The sequence below is a fragment of the Marinobacter sp. X15-166B genome, assembly GCF_001752365.1.
GTDB lineage: Bacteria > Pseudomonadota > Gammaproteobacteria > Pseudomonadales > Oleiphilaceae > Marinobacter.
This window is the reverse complement of record NZ_MEIY01000001.1, coordinates 1,752,025-1,766,983: the sequence shown is the minus strand read 5'-3', so window position 1 is coordinate 1,766,983 and position 14,959 is coordinate 1,752,025. Positions and strand designations below refer to the sequence as shown.

General features: G+C 62.7%; 13 protein-coding genes. 7 read left to right on the top strand and 6 right to left on the bottom strand.

Going from position 1 to position 14,959, the window contains the following annotated elements; all coding sequences use genetic code 11:
- Positions 1–14: 14 nt before the first annotated feature.
- Genes dapF through lptM form a run of 3 tightly spaced genes read right to left on the bottom strand, consistent with a single transcriptional unit; the run spans position 15 to position 2,389 of the window.
- Positions 15–911, bottom strand: coding sequence for a diaminopimelate epimerase (dapF, locus tag BG841_RS08280; protein ID WP_070057227.1), 897 nt, complete (start codon positions 909–911; stop codon positions 15–17).
- Entirely contained in the window at positions 908–2,158 is a 1,251-nt protein-coding gene (gene lysA / locus BG841_RS08275) for a diaminopimelate decarboxylase (protein WP_070057226.1), read from the bottom strand. The genes dapF and lysA overlap by 4 nt, the downstream gene beginning before the upstream one ends.
- A 27-nt stretch (positions 2,159–2,185) precedes the next feature.
- Complete coding sequence (gene lptM, locus BG841_RS08270; RefSeq protein WP_070057225.1) at positions 2,186–2,389, bottom strand: LPS translocon maturation chaperone LptM; 204 nt, start codon at positions 2,387–2,389, stop codon at positions 2,186–2,188.
- Between the two features lie 187 nt (positions 2,390–2,576).
- Here lptM and BG841_RS08265 point away from each other — a divergent pair, with 187 nt between their 5' ends.
- Positions 2,577–5,024: an EAL domain-containing protein gene (locus BG841_RS08265; RefSeq protein ID WP_070057224.1), complete on the top strand. Its 2,448-nt coding sequence runs from the start codon at positions 2,577–2,579 to the stop codon at positions 5,022–5,024.
- Between the two features lie 4 nt (positions 5,025–5,028).
- Here BG841_RS08265 and argH read toward each other — a convergent pair whose 3' ends face one another.
- On the bottom strand, positions 5,029–6,429 hold the full coding sequence (gene argH / locus BG841_RS08260; RefSeq protein WP_070057223.1) for an argininosuccinate lyase: 1,401 nt from the start codon (positions 6,427–6,429) through the stop codon (positions 5,029–5,031).
- Positions 6,430–6,569: 140 nt separating this feature from the next.
- On the opposite strand from argH, the gene BG841_RS08255 reads away from it, so the two are divergent.
- The 6 genes from BG841_RS08255 (at position 6,570) to BG841_RS08230 (ending at position 12,639) form a co-directional block, all read left to right on the top strand.
- Positions 6,570–7,661: a sensor histidine kinase gene (locus tag BG841_RS08255; protein ID WP_070057222.1), complete on the top strand. Its 1,092-nt coding sequence runs from the start codon at positions 6,570–6,572 to the stop codon at positions 7,659–7,661.
- Complete coding sequence (locus tag BG841_RS08250) at positions 7,658–8,413, top strand: LytR/AlgR family response regulator transcription factor (RefSeq protein WP_070057221.1); 756 nt, start codon at positions 7,658–7,660, stop codon at positions 8,411–8,413. Before BG841_RS08255 ends, BG841_RS08250 begins: the two co-directional genes overlap by 4 nt.
- Positions 8,414–8,559: 146 nt before the next feature.
- Positions 8,560–9,501 carry a hydroxymethylbilane synthase gene (hemC, locus tag BG841_RS08245; RefSeq protein WP_070057220.1) on the top strand — a complete coding sequence of 314 codons (942 nt, stop codon included), beginning with the start codon at positions 8,560–8,562 and terminating at the stop codon, positions 9,499–9,501.
- 29 nt (positions 9,502–9,530) lie between these two features.
- A complete protein-coding gene (locus tag BG841_RS08240) occupies positions 9,531–10,277 on the top strand; it encodes a uroporphyrinogen-III synthase (protein ID WP_322853385.1) in 747 nt (248 codons plus the stop codon).
- The gene (locus tag BG841_RS08235) at positions 10,268–11,395 is read left to right on the top strand and encodes a uroporphyrinogen-III C-methyltransferase (RefSeq protein ID WP_070057218.1); all 1,128 of its coding nucleotides are present in this window, start codon (positions 10,268–10,270) and stop codon (positions 11,393–11,395) included. The genes BG841_RS08240 and BG841_RS08235 overlap by 10 nt, the downstream gene beginning before the upstream one ends.
- On the top strand, positions 11,392–12,639 hold the full coding sequence (locus tag BG841_RS08230) for a heme biosynthesis HemY N-terminal domain-containing protein (RefSeq protein ID WP_070057217.1): 1,248 nt from the start codon (positions 11,392–11,394) through the stop codon (positions 12,637–12,639). The genes BG841_RS08235 and BG841_RS08230 overlap by 4 nt, the downstream gene beginning before the upstream one ends.
- Positions 12,640–12,670: 31 nt before the next feature.
- On the opposite strand, the gene BG841_RS08225 is transcribed toward BG841_RS08230, so the two are convergent.
- Both BG841_RS08225 and ubiD read right to left on the bottom strand, forming a co-directional pair.
- The gene (locus tag BG841_RS08225) at positions 12,671–13,435 is read right to left on the bottom strand and encodes an FAD-binding oxidoreductase (RefSeq protein ID WP_070057216.1); all 765 of its coding nucleotides are present in this window, start codon (positions 13,433–13,435) and stop codon (positions 12,671–12,673) included.
- Positions 13,432–14,925, bottom strand: coding sequence for a 4-hydroxy-3-polyprenylbenzoate decarboxylase (gene ubiD / locus BG841_RS08220; protein ID WP_070057215.1), 1,494 nt, complete (start codon positions 14,923–14,925; stop codon positions 13,432–13,434). The genes BG841_RS08225 and ubiD overlap by 4 nt, the downstream gene beginning before the upstream one ends.
- Positions 14,926–14,959 lie beyond the last annotated feature (34 nt).

The window sequence follows — 14,959 nt, the reverse complement described above, 5'->3', positions numbered from 1 at the left end:
TTGTTATACAGCAGTCACCGGGCGCGACTGCGATTTTTTGGCCGACCAGACACCCGAACCTGCCCTTCAAAGACACTTTCGGTGGGCCCTTCCATCATAACAGGGGCTCCCTGGCCCTGCCATTCCACGGTCAGTGGTCCGCCCGGCAACTCCACCCTGACCCGGGGGTCCAGCAAGCCGCGCAAACGTCCGCTCACCACCGCTGCACAGGCGCCACTGCCGCACGCCAGGGTTTCTCCACAGCCACGCTCGAACACCCGCAGGCGCACCTTCTTGCGATCCACGATTTGCATGAACCCGATATTGGCCCGGGCCGGAAAGCGCGGGTGCTGTTCCAGCGCCGGGCCCAGGGTATCCACCGGCGCGCGGGCCACATCATCGACCACCAGGACGCCGTGGGGGTTACCCATGGAAACGGCGCTCAAGGCCACCGTCTGGCCCGCCACCGATACGGTGTACACCGGTTCGCGGGCATCGGCGACAAACGGTATGGCTGCGGGCTCCAATTCGGGAACCCCCATGTTGACGGTGACCCAGCCGTCCCGCCCCACGCGCAACTCCAGCACGCCGCGGGTCGTTTCCGCCCGGATCAGGGTCTTATTGGTAAGCCGGCGATCGCGGACAAAACGGGCGAAACAACGCGCCCCGTTGCCGCACTGTTCCACCTCCGATCCATCGGCATTGTAAATGCGGTAGCGGAAGTCCACGTCTGGCGAGCCCGGGGGTTCCACCACCAGCAACTGGTCAAAGCCGACGCCGAAGTTCCGGTCGGACAAACTCTGGATCTGCTCTGCAGTCAGCCGGCACGACTGACTGATGGCATCCACCACCATAAAGTCGTTCCCCAGCCCGTGCATTTTGGTAAATGCGAGCATCTGAGGCAGCGGCTTACGGCGGGTCTGGCGGGTCATTCCGGCAGACAGCTTTCGGGGGCAAGCTGATCGTCCAGGGTTTCCCGACGGCGGACGACGTGGACCTGTTCACCGTCCACCATCAGCTCGGGTGGCCGGTTACGGCTGTTATAATTGGAACTCATCACAAACCCGTAAGCCCCCGCAGACTTCACCGCCAGCAGGTCGCCGGCCGCCAGGCGCAGTCGCCGGTCCTTGCCCAGGAAATCGCCGGTTTCACACACCGGTCCGACCAGATCCCAGAGCTTTTCTTCGCCCTCGCTGTGTTCGGTCACCGGTATGATTTTCTGCCAGGCCCCGTACAGGGCCGGACGCAGCAAGTCGTTCATGGCCCCGTCGATGATGGCGAAATTGCGGTGCGCGGTGCATTTGAGAAACTCGACCCGGGTCAGCAGGATGCCGGCATTGGCGGCGATCGAGCGCCCCGGTTCCAGGACCAGTTCCAACTGGCGGTCGCCCAGTTTTTGCTTCAGCCGGGCGATGTACTCTGCCGGCGTCGGCGGGGTCTCATCGTTGTAGCGCACCCCCAGGCCCCCGCCCATATCGAGGTGTCGGATGGCAATACCCTGGGTTTCCAGGTCATCAATCAGGGCGAGCACCCGGTCCAGCGCGTCCAGAAATGGCTCCACGGTGGTCAGTTGCGAACCGATATGGCAATCGACGCCGATGATCTCGAGGTGCGGCATTTGGGCGGCCCGGGCATACACCGCCGGCGCTTCGGCGATATCAATCCCGAACTTGTTTTCTTTGAGACCGGTGGAGATATACGGGTGGGTGCCCGCGTCCACATCCGGATTCACCCGCAGGGATACGGGCGCCCGCACCCCCAGTTCCCCGGCGATCTCGTTGAGGCGGTCGAGTTCGGCGTCCGACTCTACGTTGAAGCACCGTACCCCGGCTTCCAGCGCGCGCCGGAGTTCCCAGGGTTGCTTGCCGACGCCCGAAAACACCACCTTGGCCGGGTCCGCGCCGGCACGAATGACCCGCTCCAGCTCACCGGCGGAGACAATGTCAAACCCGGCCCCCAGCCGGGCAAGTACGTCCAGCACCGCCAGATTGCTGTTGGCCTTGACGGCGTAGCACACCAAATGTGGGCGGTTGGCCAGCGCGTCGGCGTAGGCGCGGTAATTCTGTTCCAGCGCCGCCCGGGAGTATACATACGCGGGGGTACCAAAACGCGTGGCAATTTCGGTCGCGGACACAGCCTCTGCATGCAGCTGGCCGTCACGGTAGTTGAAATGATCCATTAACATTCCCGATAGATAAGTGGCTGATTAATCTTGAAGAGGCTGCGGCTGTGCCCGGGCAGCGCCGGTTTCACGGTCGCCGCCCGGGGCACTCTGGCTTGCCGAAGGGGGCGCGGCTCCTGCTTCCCGGTAGAGCGCTCCCTTCTGGCCACACCCGCCCAGCAGCGTCACCGCGGCGAGCACCAACACCCAGGTGGCCGGCCCGGTCACCGCTTTGAACTTAACCGCCATCGTCGGCCCCTCTTGCGTTACTGTTGTGCAGAGTATACCTGAGGAGTCGCGCAGGGTTCGACATTCTGCGCCCGCTCCAGCCCCCCCCGGTCAGCGGCAACCGGCAGCACCGCAAAGATTCACATACTCCAGTTTACCAGTATGATAAAGCGGCCAGTCCGATGACCTTGCCCGGAGACCGATCAACGTGAAAGAGTATTGTATCCGCCGTTACCGCTCTGATACCGGAGCAGCCGACAGCCAGGGCACGCTGATCCGCATCGACGATAGTGGGCGAATCGTTCATGCGGACCACCACTGCGAACCGGTACTGGGTTACCACGCCAGCGAATTGGAAGGCAGACCAATCATGCACCTGGTCGCGGCGCAGCAGGACGACCTGTTTGCCCCCACGCAACGACTTCGCTTCGCCAAGGACCAGCCTGTCCTGATCACCCTGCGCCACAAAGACGGTTTCTTTTTTGGTGCGCACGTCACCCTGCACTTTCAGGTGCGCGATACCGACAAGCCGGCCAGTGCACACATTGCCCTGCGGGACCCGGCCCAGCCCGACCCGCACTCCCAGCCATTGATAGAACTCACCGGCAACCTGGGCTCCTGGGAGCTGGCCATTCACAATAACCGGGTGACCTGGTCCGCGGGCATGTACCGGCTGCTCGACCTGCGGGCGGGCAGTGACATTACCGCGGAACAGGCGCTGTCCTATTGCGCCGGCAAACAAGAGCGTGTGCGGGCCCTGTTTCGCCGCTGCCTGCGCACCGGCCGGCCCTTCAGCATCGATCTGAAGCTGCTCACGGCCCGCCAGCGAACCCGCCATGTTCGCCTTACCGGGCAGGCGCTCAAATCCGGCAAGCGGGTCACCCGACTGGCCGGTACGGCGGTGGACCGCACGCGCGTGGTGCAACTGGATCAGCGCCGGCGCGCCACCGACCAGTTGCTGAAGACGGTGCTGGCAGCCAATCAGGATCTGGTCGCTGCGCTGGACCCTCAGCTCAATCTGACCCATATGAACGCCGCCTGGGAGCAACAATTCAGTACGACCTTCAAGCTCACGCCACGCGTCGGCGACAACCTGGGCACCCTGCTGTCTTCGTTCGCCAGCGAACAGGGGTTACAAACGCGCCTGTGGCAACAGGCCATGGAACGCGTCGTGTTTCAGGCTGAAATGCCCCTGGCCCGTCGCAGCCGGCTGCTGCAAGGCCACGAAACCCGCCTGACCACCTTGCAGGACCTGGAGGGAAACACCATCGGTGCGCTGCTCATTGCCCGCGACGCCCGGTCCCACTCACCCGGTGCCGGCCAGGGGGGGCCGCACAGCGCACAGGATCCGGTTACAGGCCTGCCGACCCGGAGCCAATTCCTGGCACACTTTGACGGTCTGCTGAACCCGCCTGCCCCCAGCACCCCGCAGGGCGGGTTGCTGTTTATCGGCCTGGACAACTTCACGCCGCTTAATATCGCCGCGGGCAACGCCGCCGGTGACCGCTACCTGCGCGAACTGGCCGCCATCATGGCGGCCCATACCAACCGCACCGATCTGCTGACCCGGCTGGCCGGCGACACCTTTGCATTATGGCTGGACAACCACAGTGACATGGAAGCCCGGCGCACCGCGCAACACCTGCTCGAAGCCATTGCCGCCTTTGCCTTTGACTGGCAAGGGAAGCTGTTGCAAACCACCGCCAGCGCGGGGCTGGTGTTTGTTGACGGCAACGCCTCCCGCGCTCCCGAGCAGTTGCTGTCAGAGGCAGCCGAGCTGTGCCATACCGCCAAATCGGCGGGCCGTAACCGTGTGCATGCCGACCGGGCCAGTCAGAGGCTGCCCAGTGAACGCGACCACCGGCAGCAGCTGGCTCACCTGCAACACTGCCTCGATCATGACGGTCTGATTCTGCACTACCAGATGCTCCGCCCGGTTGCCAGCGCCACCTGGGGCGATCACATTGAGATACTTGCCCGCCTCGCCGACAATGACGCAGATAACCCGTCCGTGCAACCCGAGGCCTTTCTGCCCATTGCCAACCAGTTCAGTCTGGGCAAGCAGCTGGATCAGCAAATCATCCGCAAGGCGCTGGCGGTGCTGGACGAACAACCGTTACTGGTACACCGGCTGAAATACTGTGGCTTCAACCTCTCTCAGGCGAGTGTGCTGGATGAAGGGTTTGCGGACTGGGTTCAGGCCCTGCTGGCGCCGTCACCTTTCGCTCCGGACATATTCTGTTTTGAGGTCAATGAATCCGTCGCCGCCCGCTATCCGGATGAGGTTGCCATACTCTGCGATTCGCTCCACGCGGTGGGCTGCAAAGTTGCACTGGATGGTGCCGGAGCCTCAGTGGAAAGTTACCATCTGGCGGGCACCCTGCCGGTGGACATAGTCAAACTGGACCACTCCATGATGCAGCAACTGCCCGGCAACCCGGTCCAACAGGTCATGGTCGAGGCGCTGCACAAAATCAGCACGGCGGCGGGTAAACTGACGGTGGCAACCTTTATCGAGGATGAAGACACGCTGCGTCAGGCCCGCCGACTCGGCATTCATTTCGGGCAGGGGTTCCACCTGGGAAGCCCTGCGCCGCTGGCCAGCCTGATTCCGCAGACGGTCACCTCGCGACTGCAGACAGAATCAGAGGGCTGACCGATTACCCGCCCAGCAGCTGCTTCCGGGCACGGGTCACCGCAGCCCGGACCTGGTCCGGAGCGGTGCCACCCAAATGGTTTCGCGCCTGCACCGAGCCATCAAGGGTGAGCACATCGAACACATCGTCAGCAATGACGTCAGAGAACTGCGCCAACTCCGCCAGGGTCATTTCGGACAGATCACGGGACTCGGCCACCCCGAAGGCCACCGCTTTACCGACAATCTCATGGGCATCGCGGAAGGCCACGCCTTTTTTCACCAGATAATCCGCCAGATCGGTGGCCGTGGAGAACCCTTTTTTGGCCGCTTCGCGCATCGGTCCGGCCTTGGCTGCAATCGCCGGCACCATATCGGCGTAGGCCCGCAGACACCCTTTGACGGTATCAATGGTGTCGAACAGGGGTTCTTTGTCTTCCTGGTTGTCCTTGTTATAGGCCAGCGGCTGCCCTTTCATCAGGGTCAGCAGGCTGATCAGGTGGCCGTTCACCCGGCCGGTCTTGCCCCGCACCAGTTCCGGTACGTCAGGATTTTTCTTTTGCGGCATGATGGACGAGCCGGTACAGAACCGGTCCGGCAGATCAATAAAGTCAAACTGCGCGGACGTCCACAGCACCAGTTCTTCGCTGAAGCGGGACAGGTGGGTCATCAACAGGGCGGCAAAACTGCAGAATTCGATGGCAAAGTCGCGATCACTGACCGAATCCAGTGAGTTTTCCGACGCCCGGTCAAAGCCCAGCAGGCGCGCCGTCATGGCCCGGTCAATGGGGTAGGTGGTCCCTGCCAGCGCCGCCGCTCCCAGGGGCAGGACATTGACGCGCTTGCGACAATCCTGCAGTCGTTCCGCATCCCTGGCCAGCATTTCATACCAGGCCATCAGGTGATGTCCGAAGGTGACCGGCTGGGCTGTCTGCAGATGGGTAAAACCCGGCATGATGGTCGCGGCTTCGCGCTCGGCCAGGTCCAGCAGCCCGGTTTGCAGGCGTTTCAGTTCGTCGGCAATGACATCAATCTCGTCACGCAGGTACAGACGGATATCGGTGGCCACCTGATCGTTGCGACTGCGGCCGGTGTGCAGCTTTTTACCGGTGATACCGATGCGTTCGGTGAGTCGCGCCTCGATGTTCATGTGCACGTCTTCCAGACTCACGGACCACTCGAACCGTCCGGCTTCTATGTCCGCCTTGACCTCATTGAGACCATTGATAATCTGGTCGCGCTCGGCATCGGTCAGGACCCCGACCGCGGCCAGCATGGTGGCGTGGGCAATGGAACCGGTAATATCGTGGTGATAGAGACGCTGGTCAAACCCCACCGAGGCGGTAAAGCGCTCGACAAAGGCATCGGTCGGCTCGCTGAATCGACCGCCCCAGGGTTTTTCGGAAGTCTTGGTCTGATCGGACATGGTCTGTCTTTCCTGCTGACTGCCCTGCGGTTCGCGGCAGGACGTAGTGGATTGTGTTGATTGTGACGCCTGAACTGGACGAAATGGGCGCATTATAGCACCCTCATCCCCGGCCCACCCGTTTTTATCCTGAGGATACTATGGCCCGTAAACCCCTGCGCCGACCGGATGTTTCATCCGCGCAAAGCGATGACTTTTTCATACCGGATCTGTGCCGGGTGCGGGCGGTGTTCATGCTGCTGGTAACCAGTGAACTGACGGTGTTTCTGCTGGCGGTGGTGCAGGCACACCAGCAATGGATCGACTGGAGCTATTTCGGCCTGCTGTCCCTGTTTGTCCAGTGGACCCTGCTCACCAGTGCGGCCCTGGTCTGCGTGCTGCGCAACTGGTTAAAGCAGTTTTCAACCGCCAAAACCAGCGCGCTGGTTGCCTTGCTGGTGGTGGCTGACGTGTTTGTATTCAGCGTGTTCGCCGACAAGGTCCTGCACCCCGAACCGGGGCTGAGCAGCTGGATGGCCATCGGTAAAAAATTGCTGGCGGCGCTGCTCATTACTCTCATGGTGCTGCGCTATTTTTATCTGCAACATCAACACCAGCTGCAGCGTCAGGCCGAAATGCAGTCCCGCCTGACGGCGTTGCAGGCCCGGATCCAGCCTCACTTTCTGTTCAACAGCATGAACACCATCGCCAGCCTGATAGCAACCCGCCCGGAACAGGCCGAAGAGGCGGTCGTGGACCTGTCGGAACTGTTTCGCGCCAGCCTGCGCACCCAGAACCGGTTGATCCCGCTGCAGGATGAGCTGTCCCTGTGCCGGCGCTATCTGACCATCGAAACCCTGCGCCTGGGGCCTCGCTTGCAGGTCGTCTGGGATCTGGCCAGCGGCCTCGAGCAGCAAGCCATACCGCCGCTGACCCTGCAGCCCCTGCTGGAAAACGCCATTTACCACGGGATTCAGCCACGACCGGGCGGAGGCACCGTAACCATCAGGGTGTACCGCAATCAGTATTTCGTTTACCTCATGGTGCAAAATCCCCGCCCCGACAGTGGCGCGGCTGCGCACCAAGGCAACCGGATCGCGCTGGACAACACCCAAGCGCGCCTGCAGGCGCTGTTCGGCGAGCCGGCGGTGCTTAAACACAGCCAGCAGAACGACATTTACACGGTGACCCTGAGGTTGCCCTGGCGCACGTTGCCCCAAGCTACCCAACCACTGACAGAGCCACTGACATGACACACTCCAGCTTCCAACATGTGGTGATTGCCGACGACGAGCCGCTGGCGCGGGAGCGCATTCGCCGGCTGGTTGAAACCATTCCCGGGTACCGGGTGTCCGCCGAGGCCGCCGACGGCCACGAAGTGTTGAGCGCGGTTGCCGCGCACCCCGCCGACATCGTGCTGCTCGACATCCGCATGCCGGGTATGGACGGTATGGACGCAGCGATGCAGCTGCAATCCCTCAGCAATCCCCCGGCCATTATTTTCTGTACCGCGTTCGACCACTACGCCATCACCGCCTTTGAAGTGCAGGCGGTGGCGTATCTGATGAAACCGGTACGCAAGGAGACTCTCAGCGCCGCGCTCGCCCGGGCAGGGCGCGTCAACCGGGTACAGTTGCAGGCCCTGCAAGTGCGCGAACAGGCCTCGCCCGGACAGTTGGCGGTGAAAACCCACCGCGGCACCGAACTGATCGACATGGCCGAGGTGCGTTACTGTGCCGCCGACCAGAAGTACGTCACTCTGCATCACTCCAGGGGTGAAACCATCACCGACTACACCCTCAAGGAACTGGAGGCAGCGTTTGCCGATACCCTGCTGCGCATCCATCGCAACACGCTGGTGGGCGTCGATCATATTCAGGGCCTGAGTCGCACGGCGGAAGGCCACTGGCAGCTTAACCTACGTGACCAGCCAGTGGCACTGGCGGTCAGCCGCCGCCACGTCAGCCGGGTGCGCCAATGGTTGCAGGAACACCTGCCCGGCTAGCGTGCCCCCCCTGGGGAGTGAGGCTCGCAGACACTCGGCAGGTTGACGAACTGACCAGCCGGGACTCACCCCTTGAACGGGACATTGGTGTGGTAAAGCGTTACCCTTAAGGCACACTTTTTACCTATCTGGCAGACAACATCACTATGTCACAACGTACCCTTCGCATCGCAACCCGCAACAGCGCCCTCGCGCTGTGGCAAGCCGAGTTCATCAAGTCCGAGCTGGAGCGGCTGCACAGTCATATCAAGGTCGAGCTGCTGGGCATCACCACCCAAGGCGACAAAATTCTGGATGTGCCTTTGGCAAAGGTCGGCGGCAAGGGGCTGTTCGTCAAGGAGCTTGAAGAAGCCATGCTGGACGGGCGTGCCGACCTGGCGGTGCACTCGATGAAAGACGTGCCCATGGTGCTGCCCGAGGGGCTTGGGCTGGTCGCCATCTGTGAGCGTGAGGACCCCACCGACGCGTTCGTCAGCAACACCTTCGAATCCATCGACGCCTTGCCCGAGGGCGCCGTGGTGGGCACATCCAGTATGCGGCGCGAATGCCAGTTGCGCGCGAATCGCCCCGATCTGCAAATTCGCACCCTGCGTGGCAACGTCAACACCCGGCTGGCCAAACTGGACGCCGGCGAATACGACGCCATCATCCTGGCTACTGCCGGGTTGATCCGCCTCGGCTTTGAGGACCGCATCCGCTCCACCATCTCCCACACCATGTCCCTGCCGGCGGTTGGCCAGGGCGCCATCGGTATCGAATGCCGCCTGGACGATACCGAGCTGCACGATCTGCTCAAGCCCCTGAGTCATGCCGACTCCGCCGACCGGGTGACCGCCGAGCGCGCCCTCAACCGCCGGCTTGAGGGGGGCTGTCAGGTGCCCATCGCGGCTTACGCGGAGCTGGAAGACGAGCACACCCTCTGGCTGCGCGGTCTGGTGGGTTCGGTCGACGGCACCGAGATCTTCCGGGTTGAGGGCCGGGCCCCCCGGGAGGAGGCGGAGCGGCTCGGTATTGAACTGGCGGAAGACTTGCTGGCGCTGGGCGCCGGCCGTGTGCTGGCCGAGATCTATGGTCGCTCCGTCGAGTAAGTACCCCCCTGGCCGGTCGCCGCATATTGGTGTGCCGGCCGGAGCCGGAGGCCAGTCGACTGGCACAGTGCTTTCGCAACGCCGGGGCGGACGCCCGGGCCCTGCCCATGCTCGAGCGTGCGCCCTTGCCGGAAACTCCGGCGCAACGGACCCTCATCCAGAATCTGGACCGGTTTCAGCACGTGGTTGCCGTCAGCCCCTACGCTGCGGAGTTACTGCTCGCCCTGATCGACACCTGGTGGCCACAGTTGCCACAGGGTCTGAACTGGTACGGTGTCGGGGCGGGTACCGCTAAAGTCTTGGCGGACGCCGGCCTGTCGCCGCAATGGCCCCCCCAGGGGGTCAGCAGCGAGGATCTGTTGCGGCTTCCAGTGCTGAACAACATCCGCGGCGAGCGGGTCCTGATTGCCCGAGGGGAGTCGGGCCGCGAACTGCTGCGGGAGACCCTGCTCGCCCGTGGCGCCGAGGTGACCGCCATGCCCATTTACCGGCGGCAGGCGCCGGATTACTCGCCCCAGCAGCTGCAACAGGCGCTGGGCGACTTCGCGCCCGACGCAATCATTGCGTTATCCGCCGAAACATTGAACAATTTCATCGCGCTAAACCGGATTAGCGGCCATAATCTAAAACAACAACTGCTGGTGCTGCCGGTGCAACGCGTCGCGGAGCTGGCGGCAAGCGCCGGTTACACCAACGTGTGTATTCCCGCCAGCCTCACCGACCCGGAGGTGGTGGCTGCGGTTGCCCAACGATTGGCCCAGAAAGGATGCCCGTGACTGATTCCACAGATTCCAATTCACAACTACCGGTGACGGTAACGCCCCCCGCGGCTTCCGCCCGCCGACTCTGGCCGCTGTGGGTTGCCATAGGGGTGATCCTGGTCCTGACCATTGTTCTGGCATTGTGGAACTGGCAGCAGTGGCAAAGCCGACAATCCCTCGACCAGACCCTGGCCCACCTGCAGCAGGATACCACCCGGCTGGAGCAACAGCTCAACCACTCTGGCAGCGACCGCAATGAGCGCCTGCGCAGCCTGGAGCAGGCGCTGGCAAACCAGCGGCAACAGCTGAATGACCAGCAACGGCAAATCGAGCACACTGCCCGCGAACTGCTGGAAGCCGGGAACCGCTCGCGCACCGACTGGCTGCTGGCCGAAGCGGAATACCTGATCCGCGTTGCCAACCAGCGCTTGTCGGTGGAAAAAGACATAGGCGGCACTTTAGCGGCCTTGCAGGCTGCGGATCAGGTGCTGGTGGAGACCGACGACGTCGGCGTATTCCCCGTCCGCAAACAACTGGCCAAGGACATTCTCGCCCTGAAAGCAGTCGCTGACGTGGACCGCACCGGGCTTTACCTGAGTCTGGAAGCGGCGATCGAAGAGGTCCATGCGATTACCGAAGAGGCGCTGATTCACGAGCGCGCCCCGGGCTTTGTCAGCACCGCCCCGGGCAACGAGCCGCTGGCGGAAGCCGCCGACACGATCACCAGTGCCTGGTCGCAGTTCAAGCACACCCTGCAGAACGTCGTGGTGGTGCGCCGCCTGGATGAGCCGGCCAAGCCCTTGTTATCCCCTGATCAAAGCGCCTACGCCCGCCTCAATATGCAGCTGATGCTGGAGCAGGCGGAAGCGGCCGTGCTGCGCGCCAACCAGCCCCTGTACGACCGCGCCCTGGCGAAAGCGCAGGCCGCGCTGAGCCAATGGTACGACGGCAGCGACAGCCGCATTCAAGCACTGCAGGCCACTCTGGCGGATCTGGCCAGCCGTGCGGTCGATCCGGAGCTTCCCGACATCAGCCAGTCACTGACCTTGCTGAAAGCACGCCTGGCCGGCGGTAACCCACCCCCGGCCGACGCGGACAGCAGCAACGCCAGCGATGAGGGTGAGCGGCCATGATCCGCGTGCTGCTGATCATTCTGGTGGCCCTGCTGCTCGGCACCGCCTTGAGCTTTGGCCTGCAATACGACCTGGGCTATGTGCGCATCAGCCTGGGCAACTACCTGATCGAAACCAATTTCTGGGTGGGGCTGCTGCTGGTGATCGCGCTGGTGATGGTGGTGATGTTTACCATCGGACTGCTGCGCCAAATCAGTCGCAGCACCAGGGTCTTGGGCCACTGGCGGGCGCGGGGTAAAGAACGCCGGGCGCGCAAACGGACCACCCAGGGACTGCTGGCGCTGGCCGAAGGCAATTGGCCGCGCTCCCGAAAACTGCTCGAGGCCTCGGCCAACCATGCGGATACGCCCCTGATCAATTATCTGGCCGCGGCTCAGGCGGCCTATGAGTCGGGCGATCACGACGACGTGGACGTGCTGCTGCGCAAAGCCTTTGACAGCACCCCCGGGTCGGATCTGGCGGTCGGCATTACTCAGGCGCAATTGCAGCTGGCCGGCAACCGCCTCGAACAAGCGCTCGCCACCCTGGTGCGCCTGCGCAAAAAAACGCCCCACCACCCGTTTGTGCTCAAATTACTGAAAACCACTTACCTGCGGCTGGAAGACTGGCGCGAACTGGCGCGCCTGCTGCCCGAGCTGCGCAAGCGTGACCTGCTTCCCAAGGCCGAACTGGATGAACTGGAACGCACTACCTGGCGCAACCTGCTACAGCGCGCGGCTGCAGAGGGCCACCAACGGTTGACAGAGTATGACGACCCGGCCACGGCGCTGGCGCCGTTCACCAGATTGTGGGACGAACTGCCCGGGGTATTGCGGCGGGATGACGACACCATTTACGAATACACCCGCCTGCTGGCGGAACTGGGGGACGAAGCTCAGGCGGAGACCCTGATGCGCAAGGTATTGCGCAATCACTGGAACGATGACCTGGTAAACCTCTACGGCCGGGTCAGGGGGGCAGAGCCGGACGAGCAGCTGATGGTCGCCGAGCGCTGGTTGCAGGACCGTCCCAACAACCCCGAGCTGCTGCTGGCGCTGGGCCGCCTCAGTCTGCGGAACGAGCTGTGGGGCAAGGCCAGGGAGTATTTTGAAACCAGCCTGCGGCTGCGCCACAGCCAGGAAGCCATCGCGGAACTCAGCCGGCTGAACGCGCACATGGGGGAAGATCAGGCCAGCGTCAAATTGCTGATGCAAGGATTGATCAAAGACAGCGGCCTGCCCGACTTGCCGATGCCCAGAGCGTGAGCCTGAGCCTGCGGGCCAGAGCCGCGCCGACTCAGCCGCGCGGCGCATACTCCAGAACATCGGACAGGAACTCGGCGGCCGGTAACCCGGCTGCCAGCAGGCTGTCCATCAGCGTATACACCATGGCCGGTGACCCGCTGGCCACCACTCGCACGTTGCTCCAGTCAACAGCCGACGCCAGCACCGCATGGGCCAGCTGATCGTGATGCCCGGTCCAGTCGTTATCGGCATTATCCCCGACCACCGGGACAAAAGTGAACGCCGGTGACTCTGCCTGCCATTGTTGCGCCAGTGAAAGCAGGTACATGTCTTGCTGGCAGCGCACGCCCCAATACAGCGTGACGGGCTGGCGACAACCGTTCGCGCGCAGGTAATCCATCATACTCTTGGCCTGGGCAAAACCGGTACCGGCCACCACCAGCAGCAGGGGCTTGTCGGGCACCGTCTGCAGACAGGCCTTGCCGTGGGGCACACTCAGGGTCACCTGTGACCCGGGCGTCAGGGTGTCGATCACTCGGCGGGCGGACACTGACTCCGGCACGGCCTGGATATGCAATTCCAGATGCGGGGCATCGGGGCCACTGGCGATGGAAAAGTAACACGGCCCGGCACCGGGCAGCTCTACAGCCAGATACTGTCCGGCAAAAAACTTGAGCTCATGCCGGTGCAACAGACTCAGCTCCACTCGATAAACGTCATGGCTGAGTGATAGCACCCCCACCACTTGTGCGCGCATTTTTCTAGGGGGGTAGCTTTGTGCAGCCATAACCTGCCTGATCTCCAATTCAACGGTCATACATTGTTCCCCGCGCCGGCTGGCAACTCGATACCGAGCCGCTCCCAGAGTTCGTCCACACGTTGACGCACGGCCGGCGTCATGACTATCGGCTCACCCCATTCGCGATCGGTTTCCCCGGGCCACTTGTTAGTGGCATCCAGCCCCATTTTCGACCCCAGCCCCGCCACCGGGGACGCGAAATCGAGATAATCGATGGGCGTGTGGTCAACCAGGGTGGTGTCACGGGTCGGATCCATGCGGGTGGTAATCGCCCAGATCACATCGTTCCAGTCCCGGGCGTTGATATCGTCGTCGGTGACAATAACAAACTTGGTGTACATAAACTGGCGTAAAAATGACCACACCCCCATCATCACCCGTTTGGCGTGTCCGGGGTACTGTTTTTTCATGGTCACCACCGCCAACCGGTAGGAACAGCCTTCCGGTGGCAGGTAAAAATCCACAATTTCCGGAAACTGTTTTTGCAGTATCGGAATGAACACTTCGTTGAGCGCCACCCCCAGGATGGCCGGCTCATCGGGCGGCCGGCCGGTGTAGGTGCTGTGGTAGATGGGGGCGGTGCGGTGGGTGATCCGTTCCACCGTGAACACCGGGAAGTCTTCCACTTCGTTGTAGTAGCCGGTGTGGTCACCGAAGGGGCCTTCGGGGGCCATATCGTCCGCGTAGATGAACCCTTCGAGCACGATTTCCGCGCTGGCCGGCACCTGCAGATCACTCAGCCCGGCCTGCACCAGTTCGGTGCGCGAGCCCCGCAACAACCCGGCAAACGCGTATTCAGACAGGGAGTCAGGCACCGGGGTCACCGCCCCCAGAATCGTCGCCGGATCCGCCCCCAGTGCCACCGCCACCGGGAAAGGCTCACCCGGGTGCGTCTGCTGCCACTCCAGAAAATCCAGCGCCCCGCCGCGGTGGCTCAACCAGCGCATGATCAGCCGGTTACGCCCCAGCAGTTGCTGCCGGTAGATGCCCAGATTCTGGCGTTCCTTGTGGGGCCCACGGGTGATCACCAGAGGCCAGGTAACCAGTGGGGCCGCGTCACCGGGCCAGCAGTGCTGGATCGGTATCTGGTACAAATCCACGTCGTCTTTTTCAATGACGACCTCCTGGCAGGGTGCCGAACGGAGCACCTTGGGGCTCATGCGCATCACCTGACGGAACAGCGGCAGCTTGTCGATCGCGTCTTTGAACCCTTTGGGGGGATCCGGTTCCTTCAAAAACGCCAACAGCCTGCCCACGTCCCGCAAGGCGGTAACGTCTTCCTGGCCCATGCCCAGCGCGACCCGCTTGGGGGTGCCAAATAAATTGGCCAGCACCGGCATGCTGTGTCCTTTGGGATTTTCGAACAGCAAGGCGGGACCACCGGCCCGCAAAGTGCGGTCGCAGATTTCGGTCATTTCCAGATAGGGATCGACTTCGGCGGAGATGCGTATCAATTCGCCCTGTTGTTCAAGCTGGTGAATAAAATCACGCAAATCATTGTATTTCATCGATTGACCCGGTCGGCTGTGTCAGGGGAACAAC

What these genes read in the sequence shown, in the direction of transcription:
- dapF (WP_070057227.1), bottom strand. Translation starts at nt 911, where the DNA reads ATGACCCGCCAGACCCGCCGTAAGCCGCTGCCTCAGATGCTCGCATTT.
- lysA (WP_070057226.1), bottom strand. Translation starts at nt 2,158, where the DNA reads ATGGATCATTTCAACTACCGTGACGGCCAGCTGCATGCAGAGGCTGTG.
- lptM (WP_070057225.1), bottom strand. Translation starts at nt 2,389, where the DNA reads ATGGCGGTTAAGTTCAAAGCGGTGACCGGGCCGGCCACCTGGGTGTTG.
- argH (WP_070057223.1), bottom strand. Translation starts at nt 6,429, where the DNA reads ATGTCCGATCAGACCAAGACTTCCGAAAAACCCTGGGGCGGTCGATTC.
- BG841_RS08255 (WP_070057222.1), top strand. Translation starts at nt 6,570, where the DNA reads ATGGCCCGTAAACCCCTGCGCCGACCGGATGTTTCATCCGCGCAAAGC.
- BG841_RS08250 (WP_070057221.1), top strand. Translation starts at nt 7,658, where the DNA reads ATGACACACTCCAGCTTCCAACATGTGGTGATTGCCGACGACGAGCCG.
- hemC (WP_070057220.1), top strand. Translation starts at nt 8,560, where the DNA reads ATGTCACAACGTACCCTTCGCATCGCAACCCGCAACAGCGCCCTCGCG.
- BG841_RS08235 (WP_070057218.1), top strand. Translation starts at nt 10,268, where the DNA reads ATGCCCGTGACTGATTCCACAGATTCCAATTCACAACTACCGGTGACG.
- BG841_RS08230 (WP_070057217.1), top strand. Translation starts at nt 11,392, where the DNA reads ATGATCCGCGTGCTGCTGATCATTCTGGTGGCCCTGCTGCTCGGCACC.
- BG841_RS08225 (WP_070057216.1), bottom strand. Translation starts at nt 13,435, where the DNA reads ATGACCGTTGAATTGGAGATCAGGCAGGTTATGGCTGCACAAAGCTAC.
- ubiD (WP_070057215.1), bottom strand. Translation starts at nt 14,925, where the DNA reads ATGAAATACAATGATTTGCGTGATTTTATTCACCAGCTTGAACAACAG.